Annotated in this window: 16 protein-coding genes; 7 read left to right on the forward strand and 9 right to left on the reverse strand. The window is 67.9% G+C overall.

The genetic code is table 11. From position 1 onward, the window contains the following. The first annotated feature begins 74 nt into the window (after nt 1-74). Both FXF65_RS16885 and FXF65_RS16890 read left to right on the forward strand, forming a co-directional pair. Nucleotides 75-887 carry a helix-turn-helix domain-containing protein gene (locus FXF65_RS16885; protein ID WP_148350912.1) on the forward strand — a complete coding sequence of 271 codons (813 nt, stop codon included), beginning with the start codon at nt 75-77 and terminating at the stop codon, nt 885-887. After that, on the forward strand, nt 884-1075 hold the full coding sequence (locus tag FXF65_RS16890) for a DUF397 domain-containing protein (protein WP_148350913.1): 192 nt from the start codon (nt 884-886) through the stop codon (nt 1073-1075). The genes FXF65_RS16885 and FXF65_RS16890 overlap by 4 nt, the downstream gene beginning before the upstream one ends. Nucleotides 1076-1227: 152 nt before the next feature. On the opposite strand, the gene FXF65_RS16895 is transcribed toward FXF65_RS16890, so the two are convergent. Further along, nucleotides 1228-1629 (reverse strand): NUDIX hydrolase, encoded by a 402-nt coding sequence (locus FXF65_RS16895; RefSeq protein WP_148350914.1) that lies wholly within the window; start codon nt 1627-1629, stop codon nt 1228-1230. Nucleotides 1630-1688: 59 nt separating this feature from the next. Here FXF65_RS16895 and FXF65_RS16900 point away from each other — a divergent pair, with 59 nt between their 5' ends. Together FXF65_RS16900 and FXF65_RS16905 are read left to right on the forward strand one after the other, a co-directional pair. Beyond that, nucleotides 1689-2048: a hypothetical protein gene (locus tag FXF65_RS16900; protein ID WP_148350915.1), complete on the forward strand. Its 360-nt coding sequence runs from the start codon at nt 1689-1691 to the stop codon at nt 2046-2048. Nucleotides 2049-2270: 222 nt separating this feature from the next. Further along, nucleotides 2271-2762, forward strand: a complete 492-nt coding sequence (locus FXF65_RS16905) for a hypothetical protein (RefSeq protein ID WP_148350916.1) — start codon at nt 2271-2273, stop codon at nt 2760-2762. Nucleotides 2763-3025: 263 nt separating this feature from the next. Here FXF65_RS16905 and FXF65_RS16910 read toward each other — a convergent pair whose 3' ends face one another. From FXF65_RS16910 to FXF65_RS16925, 4 genes are all read right to left on the reverse strand, one after another. Then, nucleotides 3026-4906 (reverse strand): RCC1 domain-containing protein, encoded by a 1881-nt coding sequence (locus FXF65_RS16910; protein WP_222868605.1) that lies wholly within the window; start codon nt 4904-4906, stop codon nt 3026-3028. Nucleotides 4907-5106: 200 nt separating this feature from the next. Continuing rightward, nucleotides 5107-6081 carry an NAD(P)/FAD-dependent oxidoreductase gene (locus tag FXF65_RS16915; RefSeq protein ID WP_148350918.1) on the reverse strand — a complete coding sequence of 325 codons (975 nt, stop codon included), beginning with the start codon at nt 6079-6081 and terminating at the stop codon, nt 5107-5109. Further along, a complete protein-coding gene (locus FXF65_RS16920; protein WP_148350919.1) occupies nt 6078-8339 on the reverse strand; it encodes a LodA/GoxA family CTQ-dependent oxidase in 2262 nt (753 codons plus the stop codon). Before FXF65_RS16920 ends, FXF65_RS16915 begins: the two co-directional genes overlap by 4 nt. A gap of 10 nt (nt 8340-8349) precedes the next feature. Then, nucleotides 8350-9780: a ferritin-like domain-containing protein gene (locus FXF65_RS16925; RefSeq protein WP_148350920.1), complete on the reverse strand. Its 1431-nt coding sequence runs from the start codon at nt 9778-9780 to the stop codon at nt 8350-8352. A gap of 62 nt (nt 9781-9842) precedes the next feature. On the opposite strand from FXF65_RS16925, the gene FXF65_RS16930 reads away from it, so the two are divergent. After that, complete coding sequence (locus FXF65_RS16930) at nt 9843-10805, forward strand: M28 family peptidase (protein WP_148350921.1); 963 nt, start codon at nt 9843-9845, stop codon at nt 10803-10805. A gap of 9 nt (nt 10806-10814) precedes the next feature. Continuing rightward, entirely contained in the window at nt 10815-12071 is a 1257-nt protein-coding gene (locus FXF65_RS16935; RefSeq protein ID WP_148350922.1) for a M14 family metallopeptidase, read from the forward strand. An 85-nt stretch (nt 12072-12156) separates the two neighbouring features. On the opposite strand, the gene FXF65_RS16940 is transcribed toward FXF65_RS16935, so the two are convergent. The 3 genes from FXF65_RS16940 to FXF65_RS16950 all read right to left on the reverse strand — a co-directional run bounded on the left by FXF65_RS16940 (nt 12157) and on the right by FXF65_RS16950 (nt 15461). Further along, nucleotides 12157-12996, reverse strand: a complete 840-nt coding sequence (locus FXF65_RS16940; protein WP_187412344.1) for an NAD(P)H-binding protein — start codon at nt 12994-12996, stop codon at nt 12157-12159. An 86-nt stretch (nt 12997-13082) separates the two neighbouring features. After that, nucleotides 13083-13553, reverse strand: a complete 471-nt coding sequence (locus tag FXF65_RS16945; RefSeq protein WP_222868606.1) for a methyltransferase family protein — start codon at nt 13551-13553, stop codon at nt 13083-13085. Between the two features lie 591 nt (nt 13554-14144). Beyond that, a complete protein-coding gene (locus tag FXF65_RS16950; RefSeq protein WP_187412345.1) occupies nt 14145-15461 on the reverse strand; it encodes a methyltransferase in 1317 nt (438 codons plus the stop codon). Between FXF65_RS16950 and FXF65_RS43780 the strand changes: the two genes are divergently transcribed. After that, nucleotides 15453-15908: a hypothetical protein gene (locus FXF65_RS43780; RefSeq protein WP_187412346.1), complete on the forward strand. Its 456-nt coding sequence runs from the start codon at nt 15453-15455 to the stop codon at nt 15906-15908. The genes FXF65_RS16950 and FXF65_RS43780 overlap by 9 nt on opposite strands. 358 nt (nt 15909-16266) lie before the next feature. On the opposite strand, the gene FXF65_RS16955 is transcribed toward FXF65_RS43780, so the two are convergent. Continuing rightward, complete coding sequence (locus tag FXF65_RS16955; protein WP_222868607.1) at nt 16267-18237, reverse strand: right-handed parallel beta-helix repeat-containing protein; 1971 nt, start codon at nt 18235-18237, stop codon at nt 16267-16269. Nucleotides 18238-18316 lie beyond the last annotated feature (79 nt).

Here is an 18316-nt window from a genome sequence, read left to right on the forward strand (position 1 = left end):
TCGGGCCCAATGATGCGCCCGCGCGAGGTAAATTCGCTACGTTCGCGAATCGATTGCAACAGGGAGGTGAAGCTGTGGTAGAACGACTCGATCTAGACCCCGACCGCTCGCTCTGGCACTTAATCGCGGTCCAACTGCGCTTCCACCGCGAGCAACGAGGCTGGTCAGGCACGCGCCTGGCGGACCAGATAGACCGAACTCGTTCGGTGGTTTCGCGCTATGAATCGGGGGCGATTCACCTTCCCGCCAAGCTCGCCAAGGTGATTGACGAGGCTTGGGACACAAATCTGCTGTTCACCCGTCTTGTCGGATTCGCCAACGCGGCGCAAGATGGAGACTGGCTGGTGGGCCTCACGGACTGGGAGCGACGCGCAACACGGCTACGGCTGTGGGAACTCGCCCTCATCCCGGGGCTCTTCCAGACCGAGGCATACGCGCGGGCCCTCCTCTCCTCCGGAGTGTTCGCCGACCTTGAGGAGCGACTGGAGCGGAGGTTGGACAGACAGAAGGCCGTGTTCGAGCGCGACGAACCCCCGCAGGTCTCCGCCCTGATCAACTGGGCGTGCCTCGCGCAGCCCATCGGCGACAAGGACGTGATGCGGGAACAGATCGAGCACCTCGCCCGACTGGCGGACCTCCCGCACGTGAGCATCCGACTCGTCCAACCGGAGGCGAGCGCGCACCCAGGGCTGGACGGAGCCTTCGAGCTCCTGACCGTGGACGCTCGCGACGTGGCTTACACCGACGACCCCGAGGAGGGGCGGCTCATCATCAGCCCACCGGACGTGCAGCGCTACGCACTTCGGTATGACCGGATAGGCGAACTGGCCGCTCCGGTGGGCCCGTCCAAGGCCCTACTGATGGAAGCACTGGAGAAGTACTCATGACGATCAAGTGGCGCAAATCGAGCCGGAGCAATACGGGCAACGGCGCGTGCGTCGAACTCGCGAGCCTTCCCGGACGGGTCGGCATCCGCGACAGCAAGGCCCCCACCGCCCCCGCTCTCGCCCTCACCCCGGACTCCTTCCGCGCCCTCCTCCACAACGCCAAGGCCGGACACCTCGACCTCCCCTAGCCCCCGCCACCCCCCAACGACAACGAACCCCGGCCACCTCGGTGGACCGGGGTTCTCTCGTCTCACACTCAATAGAGGCCGGACACCTGGACTCCTCGTAGCACGGCCTGGCTCAGGATGAATGGTCGGTGCCTGGGGATCGGGTTTTCGTGTCAGTGGAGTTGGCCGGTTTGGTGGAGGTGGTCGAAGATGATCTGGTCGACCGGGGATACCTGGTCGCGGTCGGCGTAGGCGAGCCAGACCAGTTCCGCGATTTCGTTGCTGGGAGTCGGCTGACCCTGGTGGTCGGCGGTGTAGCAGGTCATCTGCACGGTGATGCCGACGGTATGGCCGTGGGCTTGCGCCCGGAAGGTGCCCACGTGTGCGGCGGTGGCCGGGACGAGGGTGATGGCGAGTTCTTCGTCGATTTCTCTGACCAGGGTGTCGAGGTCGCTCTCGCCTTCTTCGCGTTTGCCGCCCGGGAGGTAGTAGACGTCCTTACCGTGCGAGCGGGTGCTGAGGATCTTGCCGTTCTCCAGGTGGATCCAGGCGATCTTGTCGATGGTCGTGGTCACCGCCCGATCTTCTCGTACGAGGCTTTCCGCCTGGCGTTGACGCGACGGATACTGGGCTGGTGCGGCAGGCGTTCGTTCATGACGCGGTGGTGAGCTTGGCGGCGGGCGGGGATGTGCGGGCGCCGGGAGCCGCCATCACCGTCGCGCTCTGCGGGCATTGGGAGCATGAACCGCCGTGCCCGCTCGCGCCCCACCACACCGCTGCGGAGCGGTCCGGCGACGAGGTACGGCTACGGGTGCTCTTCGCCGCCGACCCCGCAGACGAGGCCGAAGTTCGCAGCCGAATCGAAGCGGGCCTCTCCCGAGCCAGCCTCGACGGCCCAGACGGCGTCACCACACACTGGCAACTCCGCAGCGCACACCCCGGCCACATCCGGCGCGACGAAGCCGCCCACGCCGAACAACTCGTCCAATCCTGAGCCCCCGGTCACCCAGCACTGCAATCGCCGCGATCACGGTCGGTGCCTGGAGCGTCGGCCGAGCCCGACCTCAGGTCATCGACGGCACGGGCGATATGAGCGACTTGGACATCCGGCCGTCGTCCCAGAACGTGGGCACCCATGAGTTCAGGGGCCCGGCCACCTGGCGCGCAGGTACCGTTGCCACCGCACCGACCAAAGGCCAGGACTAGCGGAGGACATATGCGACTGCCCAGGTGGGCGCCGTGGATCGAGGACGTACTGAACGGAAGTCCATCCGTCACCGGAGTACAGACGTTCGCGGCCGCAGGGATCAAGGACAAGCCCTGTGGCCACGTCATCACACTCCGGACCGGCGCGACAGTTGCCCTCCAGTGGGTGCGGACCGCAGCGACCGGCGGCGAGGATCAATCTCAACCGGAGGAGCCGGTCACCGGAAAACCATCCGCACCCGTGGAATTGCCCGACCTGCCTGCCTCGGGACGTATCCAACTATCGCTCATCGAGGCACACGTGGCCGCACTGATCGCCAACGGCGGCAGCGACGAGGTCTCCTCCGTAGAGAGGACGTCGCAGCGCCCGGATTCCAAGAAGTGCGGCGTCAATGTGCGCATGCACTCTGGTGCCAACGTATACGGCGTTTTCCTTTACACCGCACCCGCCGGTGCGAGCTTCAACTCCGGGGGCGAGTACCAACAGCGAGAGGAGGTGTGACCATGGCCAGCTGCCCAAGTTGCGGCCAGAGCACGTCGGCGGGATCGGGCAGCCCGACCCCGGCGCACCAGAAGCCGGGCAGCCGGGAGACGTGCCCAGGCACAGGCAGCCCCGCCACCTGAGGCAGCCCCGCACACCACGATGGACCCCGGCTCACTTCGGTAGATCGGGGTTCTTCTGTTGGGTCGGTGGCTGATGGAGATGGTGGAACCGGGGCCGCTCAGGCTGGGTGGCTGAGCGGGCCCCGGTTGGGTTGGTGTCGGTCAGTGGTGTTTGGTGCCTGTGACCTTGGTTGTGGTGGTGATGGTGCAGTCCCAGCGGACCTTGTTCGTCTCGGGTGCGCGGCAGTGCCAGGTGACGTGGTTGTGCAGCTTGCCGGGCTTGCGTGCGACGAACGTGTAGGTGATCTCGGCTGTCGCGCCGGGTTCCAGGTCGCCCACCCAGTGCAGCCTGGGCGGCGTGTAGGTGACGTGCCCGGTGCTGGCGTGCGGGGATCCGACGAGTTGGGCGTCGTCCAGCACGCCGGACAGGTCGTCGGTGAAGGCGGCGTCGCGGAAGACGGTGTCACAGGTGTTGGTGACGCGGACGCGGTAGGTCACGTGCTCGCCGACCTTGACCTTGGTCCGGTCGACGGTCTTCTCCACCTTGAGCTTGTCCCAACCGCACGGCCCCGGCGGCGTGGGCTCCTCGGTGATGGTGACCGTCACCGGCTCGGACGTGGAGGGCGGGCATCTGCCGTTCCCCTCGTATCGGGCGATGATCTGACGCCGGCCCGGTTCCAGGCTGCTGGTGGTCAGGGTGGCGGTGCCGTCGGCGCCCAGTTCGGCGGTGCCGATGACGGTGTCACCGTCCAGGAAGGTGACGGTGCCGGTCGGGGCGCCCGCGTTGCAGGTCACGTTCGCGGTCAGGCCCACCTCTTGGCCCGGGGCCGCTTCGGTGGGCACGGCGGTCAGCGACGTGGCGCTCCTCGCCGGTTCGGCCAAAAGGAGGGAGTGGTAGGCGCCGCCGGAGAGCGCGGTCACCACCTCTCCCTCCGGGAGAATCATGAAGACCGGTGTGGTGCGTCTGGTGGTGGAGCCGTCCCCCAACTGCCCGAAGGAGTTGGAGCCCCAGGCCAGGACCCGTCCGTCTGAGGCCAACGCGAGACTGTGGAACTGCCCGGCGTCGGTGTCGGTGACGGTGACGCCCTCAGGCAGAGCCACCTCCACCGGAGTGCTGCGGTTGACGGTGGTGCCATCTCCCAACTGTCCGTCGAGGTTCCGGCCCCACGCCAGTTCCCTGCCATCGGACGTCACCGCCAGGCTGTGGTAGTAGCCCGCGGCGATCTGGGTGATGGTGGTCCCTGAAGGCAGCGCCACATACACCGGCGTGTGGCGGTCGGTGAGGGTGCCGTCGCCCACCTGCCCGTACTGGTTCCGACCCCAGGCCAGACCCCGCCCGTCCGAGGTCACCGCCATACTGGTCTGCTCATACGTATCGACCTGGGTGATGGCGGCGCCCGCGGGCAGCAGCACGAAGACCGGCGTGTGGCGCTCCGTGGTGGTGCCGTCCCCCAGTTCGCCGTACTGGTTCCAGCCCCAGGCCAGGCCGCGCCCGTCCGAAGCCACCGCCAGGCTGTGGTACTCGGCGGCGGCGACCTGGGTCACGCTGACGCCCGCGGGCAGATCGACGAACACCGGGGTGTTGCGCGGGGTGGTGGTGCCGTCGCCCAACTGCCCGTGGAGGTTGCCGCCCCAGGCCAGCACTCGGCCGTCGGACGTCACCGCCAGGCTGTCGCTCCAACCGGCGGAGACGTGGGTGATGGTCACACCCGCGGGCAGATTCACGTACACCGGGGTGGTGCGCTGGATGTTGGTGCCGTCCCCCAGTTGCCCGGAGAGGTTTTGGCCCCAGGCCAACACCCGGCCGTCGGACGTGACCGCCAGACTGTGATTACCTCCGCCGGAGACCTCGGTGAGGGTGACGCCCTCGGGCAGCGCCACCTCTACCGGCACGGTTCGCTCGGTGGTGGTGCCGTCGCCCAACTGCCCGGATTCGTTGTAGCCGGTCGCGAGAGCGAGATCGGTGGGCGGGGCCGCCGCGGCCGGACGGCGGGCCGCCGCCGGATCGGCGATCAGACACATGGCCGCCATCACCAGGGCCATCAGGCCGGTCAGCCATACCCGGCCCCATCGCCGTCTTCGGTCTTTCCTCATGCCGACCCGAGACATGGTCATCGCGTATCCCCCCGAGATTGCCGCTCACCGGTCTGAGAAGCCGTCCGCGGTATTCAGCGCGACGGTCTCGCCCCACGGACCTCGGGCGGCTAGATCAACTCATCATGACTCTCTGTTCCCTCACAAGATCAGAAAGTAACCTCGGTTTGTTTATGGCGAGTCGTCCAGAAGGGGGTGGTGTGGCCGGGGAGAGTCAGATAGTGGTGGCGGTTTTTCAGATGCTCGTCGACCATTGTTTGGACGGTTTGCGCGTAATGGCGGGCGGGGGCCGTGTCGCCGTCCAGGAGGCCGAGTGCGGCGTCGGCCGCTGGGGCGGCCAGGCTGAGTGCGTTGTACAGGCCGGACGATGACAGCGGGTCCACCGCCATGGCCGCGTCGCCTATTGCGATTAGTGCGTCCGACCAGGGTGGATTCGCGTGGCCGATCGTCGCTACGCGGTATTCGGACGAGGCGGGGAGTGGGCGGCCGATGCGGTGCGCCGTGTGCGGTGGGGGCGCGGTGTCCGTTGCCAGGTGGTCACCTACTCGCATTACGGTCAATTGTCCGTCGGCGGCGTCGGGAGCCGTGTACCACCAGCCGTCCGGAGCTGCCTCTACCAATGACCACGGTTGCGGCGTTGGGGCGGCCGTTTTCCACAGGGTGCAGCGCAGGCGGTCTATGCGCGTCCAGGGGAGGCGGGTTCGGGACGCGGCGCGAGTTGCGCCTGTCGCGTCGATCACGATCCGGCCTACGACGGCTTCTTGGACGAGGCGGGCACCCGCCTTTAAGGCGGCATCGCGGAGCAAAGCGTCCAGGCGAAGCCGGTCGACGGCGAGCGGCGGGCCGAACGGGCTCAGGATGGCCGGGCGGCAGACGACCTCCGGGCCCGGCCACGCGCTGCGCGCCTCATGGACGGGTGTGGACACGGCGGTCACCGCGTCCAGCACCCCCATCTCCTCCAATATCGGACGGGCAGGCGCTGCCAACTCCTGGCCCACCGGCCGCCACCGCTCCCGCCCGTCGTGGACGAGCGTCACCGCCGCCCCCGCGACGGCCAGCCGCCACGCGACGGCCGCGCCCGCCGGTCCGCCGCCGATCACGGCGACGTCGGGCGGTCGGGTCACGGCAGTTCGTCCGTCCGCAGGAGGCGCTCCCGGACGAAGGGATGCCCCATCGGCGACGTCCCCGTCACCTGAATCCGCAGGTGCTCGGCCTTCTGGATGGCGACCTGACCCGCGACCCGGTCGGCCGCCGCGCCGGTAGCGCCCTCCGACCGCAGCGCGACCTCCTCCAACTCCAGTTCCGGCGACAGCGGCTGGACGACGGCCGTGCCGTCGCTGATCGGCGCCCCGGTGAAGTCGACGCGGGCGCTGATGGAGCCGTCCTGCCCGGCGGTCGTCACGGCCGGGAACGTGATCAGCGAATCGGCCGTGGCGGCGAACTGGTACACCACCTCGCGGTCGGCGCTCACGTCCACCCGCCACAGGCCCGCCCGCGCGTAGCGGCCCGCCTGGACGTGGAACGGCAGCTCGACCCGCAGTTCCAGGCGCCCGTCCGCGCGGGACGTGACGAGGCCGAAGTCGCCGGGTGCGAGGGCCGGGCCCATCGGCGGCGCGAGCCTGACCTCCAGCCGGTCGAGGTCCGCGCAGCGGATCTCGACGGTCAGCTCCCCGTCGAGTTCGGTCAGCCAGAGCGGCCAGGTGTGGGGACGTTCCTTCTCGGTCGTCGCCTGGCCGAAGGAGAGCACGGCGGCTCCGGCGAGGTCGGCGGCGAGGCGGCCCACGTCCGGCCACAGCGGCTCCGGGCCGGAGACGGCGGCGCCGACCTCGTGGACGACGCGGGTCAGCTCCCGCGCGGTCGGACTCGGCAGGCTCCGCGCGACCTCCACCCAGCGGCCGTCGGCGTCGCGCAGCACATAACCCAGTTGCGACCATTTATTGATCATTCCTTCGTCGACGCTGACATTCCTGTCCCACGCGACGTAATTGGTCTTGTTCCGGGGGACGACCTCGTTCGGACGCGGCGCGGGCCACCATACGGGGCCGCAGGCGTAGAAGTCGGCCTGCCAGGGGATCGCCATCCGCGCGGTGACGTCGCCCGGCTTCACATGGGACGCGAACCGGAGCCGCGGATAGGGCGTCTTCCAGTTCTTGGGCTTCCCGTCCTTCTTCTCGATCAGGAACCGGCCGCCTTCGATGCCGGGGAAGAACGCGGCCCCGACGCAGGCGTGCAGCGCCGCCCGGTCCAGGCCGTCCGGAGTGATCGGGAAGGACGCGAACGGCGGCCTGTCATATCCCCATTCCGCCTTCCAGTCGTTGTCGAAGGTCCCCGCGTGCCATTTCTTCATGATCTCGTACTGGCGCGGTGTGAGGCTCGGGTACTCCTTGGTGAGCTCGGTCAGCTGCGGCATGAGGGAGTCGGTGCCGCCGGTGCCGTTCTTCGTGGGGTCCCCGATCCGTTTGAAGACGCGCCGGCGGGTGGGCTCGTCGGTGACGGGATGCCGCCAGCCGTGATGACCGGCCGACGCCTGGCTCACCCCCTTCATCGTCCGCGGGCTCTGCAGGATGGGAAAGACGTCGTGCACATAGGACGGCCGCGCCGGGGCCTTGACGCCGAAGGCGTGCATGATCTGGTCCCACAGCGAGGTCGGGCTCTCGGCCTCGGGCGCGAACTTCGGCGGGGCGGCGAGCACCCAGGCGGGCTCCGCGGTGAACTTCCGCTCCGCGCCGCCGACCTTGATCGTGGCCTCCGCCCGCACGGGGCCGTCGGAGACGTCGTCGCACCAGTTCGCGTTGTTGAACGTCTCCTCCAGCTTCGCGCCCGGATGGCGTTGCGAAAGGCCCCGGCCGCCGAGCACCAGGAGGCAACCGTTCTCGTCGGTGCGCAACTCGCCGAGATAGATCTTGTCGATCACCTTCGCGACGGTGCCGATGGTGAACTTCACCCGGCCGTTGTCGAAGGCGACCGGCGCGGGCGGCGTCGTCGTCTTCGTTCCGACGATGCCGCGCGAACCGGGGGCGATGATCAGGTCCTTTTCCTGCTGGCCCTTGTTGCGCCGCTCCTCGCCGTCCGGGAACACGGGCGCCGCCGCCTTCTTGTTGGCGAGGGTGACCTCCCATTTGATGGTCACCTCGGCCTTGCCGGTCAGCTCGACGTATTTCCCGTGGTCGTCGTAGCCGAAGCAGCGGAACCGCGCCGCCTGCCGTTTGACGCGGCCCTGCGCGTCCTTGAACTTGGTCTCCAGCGTGTTCCCGGGCGGCTCGGGCACGGCGCCCGGCACCTCCGGACCGATGAAGTACTCGTCGCTGTCGCCGACCCTGGCGATTCCGATGGCGGGATGGATCTCGACCTTCGTGACGTCGGCGATGCTGATCTCGGCCATTGCCAGCCCCTCAGTCGGTGAGCGCGGCGGCGCGGCCCGCCGATGCGCGGGTGTCGGCTCGCGGAACGGGCGGGGGTGTGAACTCCGGGCCGTAGATCTTCGGGAGCCCCTTGCCGACCTGGTACTTAATGAGTTCGGCGGCGCCGTCCTCAAGGTTGCGCATCCGGTCGACGGCCTGGTCCATGTCGTCCTCCCGGCCCGTCTTCCAGGCGGTTTCGAGGTCGCTCAGGACGAGGTGGTAAGTGTCGTTGCATTCCTTGAGCTTCTTCTTCAACTCAGCGCTCGGGGACGGGACGCCCGACGCCCCGAGTTTCTCCAGCGGATACACGGCGGGACGTTTCATCACCGGGCCGTCGAACTTCCATTTATGCTGCGCCGTGTTGTATTTCAGGTGGTGGCCGGTCCAGATCTCTTTGAAGCGGTAGTAGTGGGCGACTTTCGCGGGGCTCTGGTCGGCCGGGAGTACTTCGAGCGTGCCGGGCCCGGTCTCGGGCCTGCCTTCGCCTTGGTCGATGATGAGGTCGATGGCCTTGTTCGCGTCGGCCAGTTTGGCGATTTTGAACAGGCCGATCGCCCGCGCCGTCTGCTGCGTCCCGCCGAACTGCGGGGAAAGCTTGTTGACGCATTTCTTGACCGCCTGGTAGAAGGCGCCGATGGTGGGGAACGTCTCCCGGCCCCCGGAGCCGTCCGTAGGCGCGAACGCCACCGGGTGCTCCGGCATCTCGATCTCCATGTAGACCTTCTTCACCACGTCGCCCGGCTTGTTCGGCGCGGCGGCCAGACCTTCGAGATAGACGGGGAAGTTCTCCCGCACGCCGCCGGGCAGCTTCGCGGGATAGTGCAGCGCCGCCGCCGAGATCCGGGGGTGGCCGCCGACGGCCGAGAGCAGATTGCACGCCAGGCCCATGTGCAGCATCTCCTGCATCACGATGGCGTGGATATGCCGGTAGACTTCCTGGGATTTGTCCTTGATCGACCACATTCCGTAGAGATAGGGCGGAATTGTCGCCAGTTCCACGGCGATGGCCGCCTGCAAACTCTCACGCAACCAGGTGATGTCCCGATCGTCCTCGGGCACGGTGAGCTGCGCCGAGATCGTGTCGACCAGTATGGCCATCGCATACCCCGCCTTTCCCAACGTCCTGACGCGCGTCGCACCCCCATGGCCCTCTAACCGGATCGCGCTCGGCGCAACCGCTCCGCGAGGAAATACCGGGGTGAACCTTTGGTCAAGCAGGCGTACCCTTGCCGCGCCGCCGAACGTCCTCCCGGCCGCCCCGTCCGACCTCCGGGTTTCTAGATCACAGAACCGGAGTGCCGCGCCCGGCGCCCGAAGTTGAATACGTTTCCTTAATTCAAGGCCGTTGACCGGCATTTTCGATGCGTTGTAGAAAATTCGTCGGGCGTTGCCGTTTACCCCGCCAATGACCGCGTATAGCATCCACCGAAATCCCCCCTCTGGCGCGGCATGCGCCAGAGCCCCCCGCCAGGAGGAATTGCGAAATGCGCGACACGACACCTGCCAGGCTCCTGAAACGCAGAAGCCTGCTCGGCTCGGCCGCGATCGGCGCCGGGCTCCTCGCCGCGCTGCTGGGAGTCCCCGGCGGCGCGCTGGCACAACCCGCCCCGCGTCCGGCGCTCGTCGCCGTCCAGTCGCCGGACATTCCGGCGGCCAACTCGTTGGCGCACGCCCAGCAGCTCCAGTCCATCGCCACCGCGAACGGCGGCAACCGCGCGCACGGCAAGGCCGGATTCAAGGCCTCCGCCGACTACGTGAAGTCCAAGCTGGACGCCGCCGGATTCCAGACCACGCTGCAGTCGTTCTCCTACAACGGCTCCACCGGCTACAACGTGATCGCCGACTGGCCCTACGGCGACGCCAACCAGATCGTGTTCCTCGGCTCGCACCTCGACAGCGTCCCCGCCGGGCCCGGCATCAACGACAACGGGTCGGGGACCAGCGCCGTCCTGGAGACCGCGCTCGCCGTCTCCCGCGCCAACGCCCGTCCGACCAAGCGGCTGCGGTTCGGCTGGTGGGGCGCCGAAGAGCTCGGCATGATCGGCTCGAAGTACTACGTGCAGCAGCTCCCCGCCGCCGAGCGGTCGAAGATCAGCTCCTACCTCAACTTCGACATGGTCGGCGCGAAGAACACCCGCACCTGGGGCGTCTACACCGACTCCTCCACCCTCGGCGCGACGTTCACCGAGTACTTCCGCAGCAAGGGCCTCGCGACGAACGGCATCAACGTGGGCGCGCGGTCCGACCACGCCTCGTTCAAGAGCGCGGGCATCCAGGTCAGCGGCATCAGCAGCGGCGACGACCCCTGCTACCACACCCGCTGCGACGACATCAACAACATCGACTCCGCCGTGCTCGGCACGGCCACGAACGCCGCCGCGTACGCGGTGTGGAAGCTCGCGGGCATCCCCGCCACGCCGGCCGTCCCGTACCGCCCGGCCGCGTAGGGGCCCGGGATGAGATCACGAAGCCTCAAGGCGGTCCTCGCCGCGGCCTGTCTGTGCGCGACGGTCCTGCCCGCCGGACAGGCACAGGCCGCCGCGCCACCCGCGCCGTCCGGTTCCGCCCGGTATCTGGTGACGGGGCCGAAGACGTCCGAGCAACGGACGCAACTCGCCCGCACCGGCGCCGCGATCGACCTGCAACGTCCGGACGGCGGGATCGAGGTCAGCGCGATCCCGGCCGAGACCGCCGCGATCAAGAAGCTCGGCTTCAAGGTGCAGCCGCTCGGCGCGTTCCCCCGCTACCCGGCGAGCGCCGCGTCGTACCACACCCACGCGGAGACGATGGCCGAGCTGGACCAGGTCGTCGCGAACTACCCGCAGATCGCGAAGAAGTTCACGATCGGCAAGACCTACGAGGGCCGCGACATCGTCGGCGTCAAGATCAGCGACAACGTCGCGACGGACGAGGACGAGCCCGAGGTCTTCTACCAGGCGAACATCCACGCCCGCGAGCGCCTCACGAACGAGCAGGCGCTCTACTTCATCAACATCCTCACCAAGGAGTACGGCTCCACCAAGCGGATCACCGACCTGGTCAACAGCCGCGAGTTCTGGATCATCCCGATCCTGAACGTGGACGGCCAGATCTACGACATGACCAGCGACACCCAGGCCGGGCGGATGTGGCGCAAGAACCGGCAGGGGCCGGGCACCGACCTCAACCGCAACTACGCCTTCAAGTGGGGCTGCTGCGGCGGGTCGTCCGGCGACACGGCGAGCGAGACCTACCGCGGTACGTCGCCGGAGTCGGCGCCCGAGCTGAAGGCCGTCACGAACTTCATCCGGAGCCGGAACATCGGCGGCAAGCAGCAGATCAAGATGTTCCTCGACATCCACTCCGTCGCGAACCTCGTGCTGTGGCCGTTCGGGTACACGACGGCCAACACCGTCCCCGGCTCGATGTCGGCGGACGAGGAGGCCGCGCACCGCACCATCGGCACGCAGGTCGCCCGGATCAACGGGTACACGCCTGAACAGTCGAGCGACCTCTACATCAACGACGGCAGTTCCGACGACTGGACGTGGGGAGACCAGCGCATCTTCTCCTACACGTTCGAGCTCGGCGGCGGCAGCTTCTACCCGGCGCCGTCGCAGATCGAGTCGCTGACCCAGATCAACCGGGACCCGCTGCTGATCCTCGCGGAGTTCGCCGACTGCCCGTACCGGGCCATCGGAAAGCAGGACCAGTACTGCAAGGCGAGCCACTGAACCGTTGCGTAGCGGCTAGTCGCATTTAGGACGCGCCGCCGGGCCGCATTCGCTGCCCGGCGGCGCGTCCATGTGCTTCTCCGGTTCAGGGCCGGGTGGGGGCGAATCCCGCTGTGGCGGCCCATTCCGCGTAGGTGAAGGCTGGGCGTCCGGTGACTTCTTCGACCGTTGGGAGGACGTCGGCGCTCTTTCCGACGTTCTCGGCGAGCAGGTCGAGGAGTTCGTCGACGCCCGCTTCGGGCAGTCCGGCGAGCCGCCGGAGGATCAGTTGCCGGTGTTCGTCCCGGGACAGTTCCTCGAAACGCACCGGCCATCCGACCGTCTCCGCGATGATCCGCACCCGCTCGATCTGGGTGAGCGATTCCGGGCCGGTGAGGGTGAACGATTCTCCGGTGCGTTCATCGAGCAGGGCCCGGACGGAGACGGCCGCGATGTCGCGCGAGTCGACGGGCGCCGTCGCGGCGTTCCCGTAGGCCGCGCGGACGACCCCGGCCTCCTGGATCTCCCGCTTCCAGGCCAGGTCATTGGTCATGAACGCGCCCGGCCTGACGAACGTGGAGGGGATTCCGGACGCGCTGACCTCGTTCTCCAGTTGCAGATGCTTCTCGCCTATCCAGCCGAGCCGGGGAAAGGTGACGGCCGCCGACGACAGCATGACGAGGTGGCGGGTGTCGGCGCGGCGCGCCGCGTGCAGAAAGCCGTCGAGTCCGCTCATGACGGGGAACAGGAACACTCGGGGAGCGCCGGACAACGCTTCCGACAGTGTCTCCGGACGCCTCAGGTCGCCGGGGACGACCTCGATCTCGTCCGGAAACGAATGCGCGTCAGGGTCGCGGGTGAGAACCCGCACCTTCTCCCCCGCCTCGACCAATTGGCGGACGACATGACCGCCCACATTTCCGGTGCCGCCGGTGACCAGAATCACGGCGAACTCTCCTCCTTTTCGATGTCGGGTCATTCGTTCAGTGTTGGGTTATTCGTTCGGTGTTGGGTTATTCGTTCGGTGTCGGGTCACCCGTGCCAGGGGCGCAGCCGGGGCACCCAGCCGGGGACGGCCGACCGGTAGCGCTCGTATTCCTCGCCGTACTGCTCGATCAGCAGCGGCGCTTCGTGGAAGGTCGCGAACACCCACATCAGCGCGGCGACGACGACCGAGTAGCCGAGGAGGACCGGGCGTCCGAGCAGCAGCGCCTGCCCGATGACGGCGACGACCAGCGCGATGTACATCGGGTTGCGCACGTGGCGGTACATTCCGCCGACCACGAGGCGCTCGGGCATGCCGACCGGTGCGGGTGTGCCCCGGCCCTCGAACACGAACTTGGCGAAACTGTGCAGGAGCACCGCCCCGCCCGCCACGACCAGGACCGCGCCCAGCGCCCGCGCCGGGAGCCACCACGAGTTCGTATTCCATTTCGTCAGTAACCAGGGGACGAGTCCGGCCACCGTGCCCGGGGCGAGAGCGAGGAACACCGAGCTTCCCATTGCCGCAGTTGAGGTACGCACATGATCAAGTATCCACACCGGCAATGGGAATGCCAGAGCGGATGAAGAGCCTCTGTATCCACATAGCAAGTTTCGGTCATCACCATTCTCACTTTGTCTGACAACGATGGTGTGTGATCGGGTGCGTCCGCTGACCTGCGCCGATGCGGGGACGAACTCGTCTTGCCGGGAATTACCGATAAAACCCGCTTGGCGGGGTATGGAACGGCGTAGTCCCGCTGGCCGGGGCTGCGGTCCTCGTCGTGGACGGTGATGGGTCGGTGTCGCGATCAAGTCGGGGCGCGTTCGCGGTCCCCTTCTGTTCGCGTTCGGACTTCGTCAGACGAAATCGAGCGGCGGAGCGTGAGACGCCTGGTCGTGGGCAGCGAGGTGGTGGCGCGCTCTGGTGGGGCGCCGCCGTGCGGCCACGACGCAGTCGACGCGGCCGTGAACGGAGAGCGACGAGCCGACGATTTCGGCCACCCGGCGAAGGGTCTCGGACGACCACCCGCGACGGCGTTCTCGCGACAATGGCCGATATGGAGGAGGTCGAGGTCGCGGATGTGACACCGCGCGGCTGCTCGTAGCGGATCAGCCCGGGAGGATCTCGCTTTCCGGTGTTTCGTGGACGCGGGCGACGGTGACCGAGATGTCGAGGCGGAGTGGGCGTTCGCCGATGACCGTGAATCCCGCCTTGCCGAGGAGGCCGCGGTATTCGTCGCGGGTTCGTTCTCGTCCGCCGACGTTGTTCACCAGCATGTTGAGGTCCCACAGCGCGGACACGCAAGGGGCGCTGGGATCGTCGGAGAGGGGACGCTCGATGACGAGCAGCGTGCTTTCGGTGGTCGCCGCGGCGCGGATGGCGCGCAGGATCGAAAGGCACTTCTCGTCGTCCCAGTCGTGCAGGATCCGGGCGAGGATGTAGACGTCGGCGCCGACCGGCATGTGCGCGCTGTCGGTGAAGGAACCGGGGAAGAAGGTACAGCGGTCCAGGTGACCTCGGGCGTCCAGGTTGTCCCGGGCCGCGCCGATGACCTCCGGCCGCTCCAGCAGCGCGCATTTCAGGTGCGGGTGGGTGTCGCACAACTGGGCGAGCAGTTCGCCGTTCCCGCCGCCTATGTCGGCGACGATCGCGGCGTCCGAGAGGTCGACGACGGTCGCGACGTCCGCGAAGAAGGCCGATCCCTCGGCCATCGCCCGGGTGAAAAGGTGCCGCTGGTGCGAATGGTCGGTGAGGTAGTCGAACGGCGCTTGCCCGTACACGCTCGTGAAAGGCTGCGCGCCGTCCCTGATCCCCTCGGTCAGCGCTTCGAAGCTCGTGTAGAAGAGGTCTCCGTACACCCGCGCGAGGTGGTGCATCGAGTTCGGTGCGTCGCGCGACAGGCGGCGTCCCAGGTCGGTCAGCGCGAAGGCCGCCCGCCCGGACGGTGTCAGCGCGCCGATCCACGGGTGGCACAACGCGCGCAACAGCCGGTGGAGCCGGTCGGCGTCGACGCCGGTGAGGTTCGCGAGTTCCGCGCACGTCAGGGGACGTTCGGCGAGGTGGTCTGAGAGGTCGAGCTCGGCCATCGCGCGGAGCGCCTGGGTCGCCCAGGCGCCGGTCAGGCGGCGCATCAGCCGCCGGTCCTCTTCCTCGGCTTCACGGGGGGCGGTCTCGGCGGCGAAATGGCGCAGCAGTGTCTCGGTGTGCCGTCCCGAGGCGATGACTCCGAGGCGGCGCGGCCAGCCCAGCTCGGTGCGGCCGTCCGCGCGAAAGTGCAGCACGGTGGCGCCGATCTCGCCGTGGCCCGGGTCGTAGCCGCCGCCATCGGCGCGTGGGCCGCCGGGACGTCCGAGAGCGACCCGCACTTCCTCCAGAAGGGCGGGGTCGGTGAGCCGCACGGCGAGATGGTTCTCGTGTTGCGCCACGCGCTCGTCGCGCAACGCGAGCGCGTCGAGTTCATCGCCCGGATCGACGCAGAAGAGTTCGACGCCACGGGACATATCGTCGGGGAATTGCGCCTGAATAGCCTTGACGTCAAGGCACCCGGACTTCAACCGCGTTTCCGGTACGCCATACCGGGCGGCGAGCCGGTCGCGCACCAGCCCCCCGGAACTCGGCCTCGCCAACCGAAACCCGAGATCCCGCAGATGGGACCGCACAGCCTGAATATCGGGGCAGAAGACGAGACAGCCGACGTGATCGACCGCGCAGTTCGCGGTCACGGCCTCGACCATCTCAAGTGGAGCGTTCACGGGCAGGGCATCGGCCACGGCATCGGAGTCACTCCGGGACCGCAGATAGTCACGGACTTCCCCGATTCGCCGCCGGTCATCACCGGTGACGCGGGACGCGGGAGCGACAGCCCTACCTGAGCCGCTTTCCATGCACACTCCATTTAAAACTATGGTTTTCCCGCCCTCGGCGAGAGTACCACTCACCCCTTAATAGCCGTTCTCCGCACCACCCCGAAGCGGCTCCCCCTATTTATGACGAGCCCCATCACATGATCTTGCTCGCCCTCTAATAAGAAAGCTGGAGCGCCGCGCTTGGCATCGAATCGGAGGGCCGGGATTAGCAGATGGTGCGGAACCTCTGCCCAAGGACGTACCGCGCCCATTCTTCGCGGGTGAGCGAACGTCCGGCGTCTGGAACAGACGGCCGCGCAGAGGTCAGGGCGCCGGGGACGTCCAGCGCCGCGCCCGCGGCCCCGCCCAGTGGATCACCCGAGTGTCACGGCGTTAGGAGGAGGTGGCGGTAGGGCGGGAGCAGTCCGGCGTTCCGGACGATCGCCACGCACCGCGGATCGCCGTCGCACGCCCGCCCTGGATTGGCAGGGGTCAGTTTCGTGTTGCCCGCGAATTGCAGTTTCCGCGGCTCGCCGCACCCTTCTTCCGGGTTCTGCTCGTCGGCCGGCGGCCAGGCTCCGGGGAACTCGCGGCGTTTCAGCCAACTAGGAACGGCGTCGTCCCAGAAGTTCCCGCGATACCGCACGTTCTGGACGGGACGGTTCCCCCACTCCTCGCTGCACCCGCCGATCGAGGCCACGTAGTCGTAGACGACGTTGCGGTCGACGGTGACCCAATTGGTGCTGTCGTCGGTGTAGATCCCGACGTTCCATTCAGGGTTGAACTTGCTCTCGGTGACGACGTTGCCGCTGATGACGGCGCCGTCCGCGAAACCCGTCCCCTGTTCGCCGCGCAGATAGATGCCGCCGCCGTCGGCCAGGAGCCGGTTGGTGCGGAACACCCGGTTATCGAGAATCCGGTTGCCGCGCATGATTCCCCGCAGGTCCTCGCTGGGCCCGGACAGGATTCCGCCGTACGGGACGTCGTTGACCTGGTTATGCGCGATGGTCGTGTGCTGCGTCGCGGTGTCCCAGATGGCGGACGACGCGCTGTACTCGGCCCCCGTCCCGTGAATCCAGTTGTTGGTAACGCGGTTGCCGCGATTCGTGCCCTTCATGTCGGGCGGGACGACACCCAGCAGGATTCCCCCGTCCGAGACGTCCGTGATGACGTTCCCGTCGACGACGTTGTACGAGCTGTTCTTGGAGAACTCCAGTGCCTGGGCGCCCAGGTGAGCGAAGCGGTTGCCCTCCACGGTGATGCGCTCGGACCTGCGGAAGGCGACGTTCCCCGGCACCGTCAACGCCGTCATGCCGTCCTTCGCCGGACGCATGTACATGCTCCACGCGGCGGCGAATCCGCCCGGCTCATTCGGCGCGAGCCACGTCGCGTGGGCGAACGTCAGGCCCTTGAACGCGACGTCATGCAATGGGCGTCCGGGCCGTCCCGCCCCATTCACGAGAGATTGCAGAACAGGGGCCGTCACCCGCACGCGGCCCATGTCCTCCCCCGGCAGCGGACGGTAGAGCAGCACGTGCCGTCCAGGCCGGGATCGGTCGAGATACCAACTGCCGGGCTTGCTCGGAAAGCTAGGCGAGTTCTCGACCGCGAACCATTCCTTGAGGGCTTCGGCACCGTACAGGTTGCGGGCCATGTCCCAGCACGGCTGGTCCATGGTGATCGTGGTCTTACCGGCGCCGCCGGAGATCCCCGCCACTCCGCACCGGCCTTCGACATACGAGTACCGGTAGACGAACTCGATGTCACCGGGATTGCGCCACGTCTTCGGGACGCGGCTCGTGGTGGTGTAACCGGTCTTCGTCAGTTTCAGCACGCCACCGTCCAAGCCCGAACTCCCACGGCTGAGGCGCGGCGCCCGCCGGTCGTTGACGTAGAGCTGGCGAACGTCCATTCCCCTGACGTCGGCCTGCCAGAACCCTTTTAAGTTCTCGGCGGGCCGCCAGCCGGTGACCTCGCGTCCGCCGCTGAGCGTCACCTTCTCCTGGTGCGGCGTCCCGTAGCCGTGCGCCTGGTAGATGACGCGGTGGCCGTTGCGGCCGGAGTCGCCCGCGTCATCCCTCAGCGTGAGCGGCTCCGCCAGCCGGTACAAGCCCGACCGGAAATCCACCACGACGTCCGACGCCATTGTCGCCGTCTTCTTCCGAACGGCCCGCTGCGCGCGTTCCGGCGTCGCGAAGGGGCGCTCGATGGTGCCCGGCCAGGCGTCGTTGCCCCACGGCGCGACGAACAACCGCAGGCCCGGCCCCGCCGACGCCGACCGCGGCAGCGTCGCCAGCGGCACGCCGATCACCAGCATCGCCGCGACCGAAGCCGCGGCCGTCCGCTTGATTCCCATTCCGCCTCCCGAAACGGATCGATGAGCCTCCCCTCGACCCTCTCCGGAGGCGGGCGGCCCGCGCGTCGGCTGAACGTCG

Source organism: Actinomadura syzygii (assembly GCF_008085905.1).
Taxonomy (GTDB): Bacteria; Actinomycetota; Actinomycetes; order Streptosporangiales; family Streptosporangiaceae; genus Spirillospora; species Spirillospora syzygii.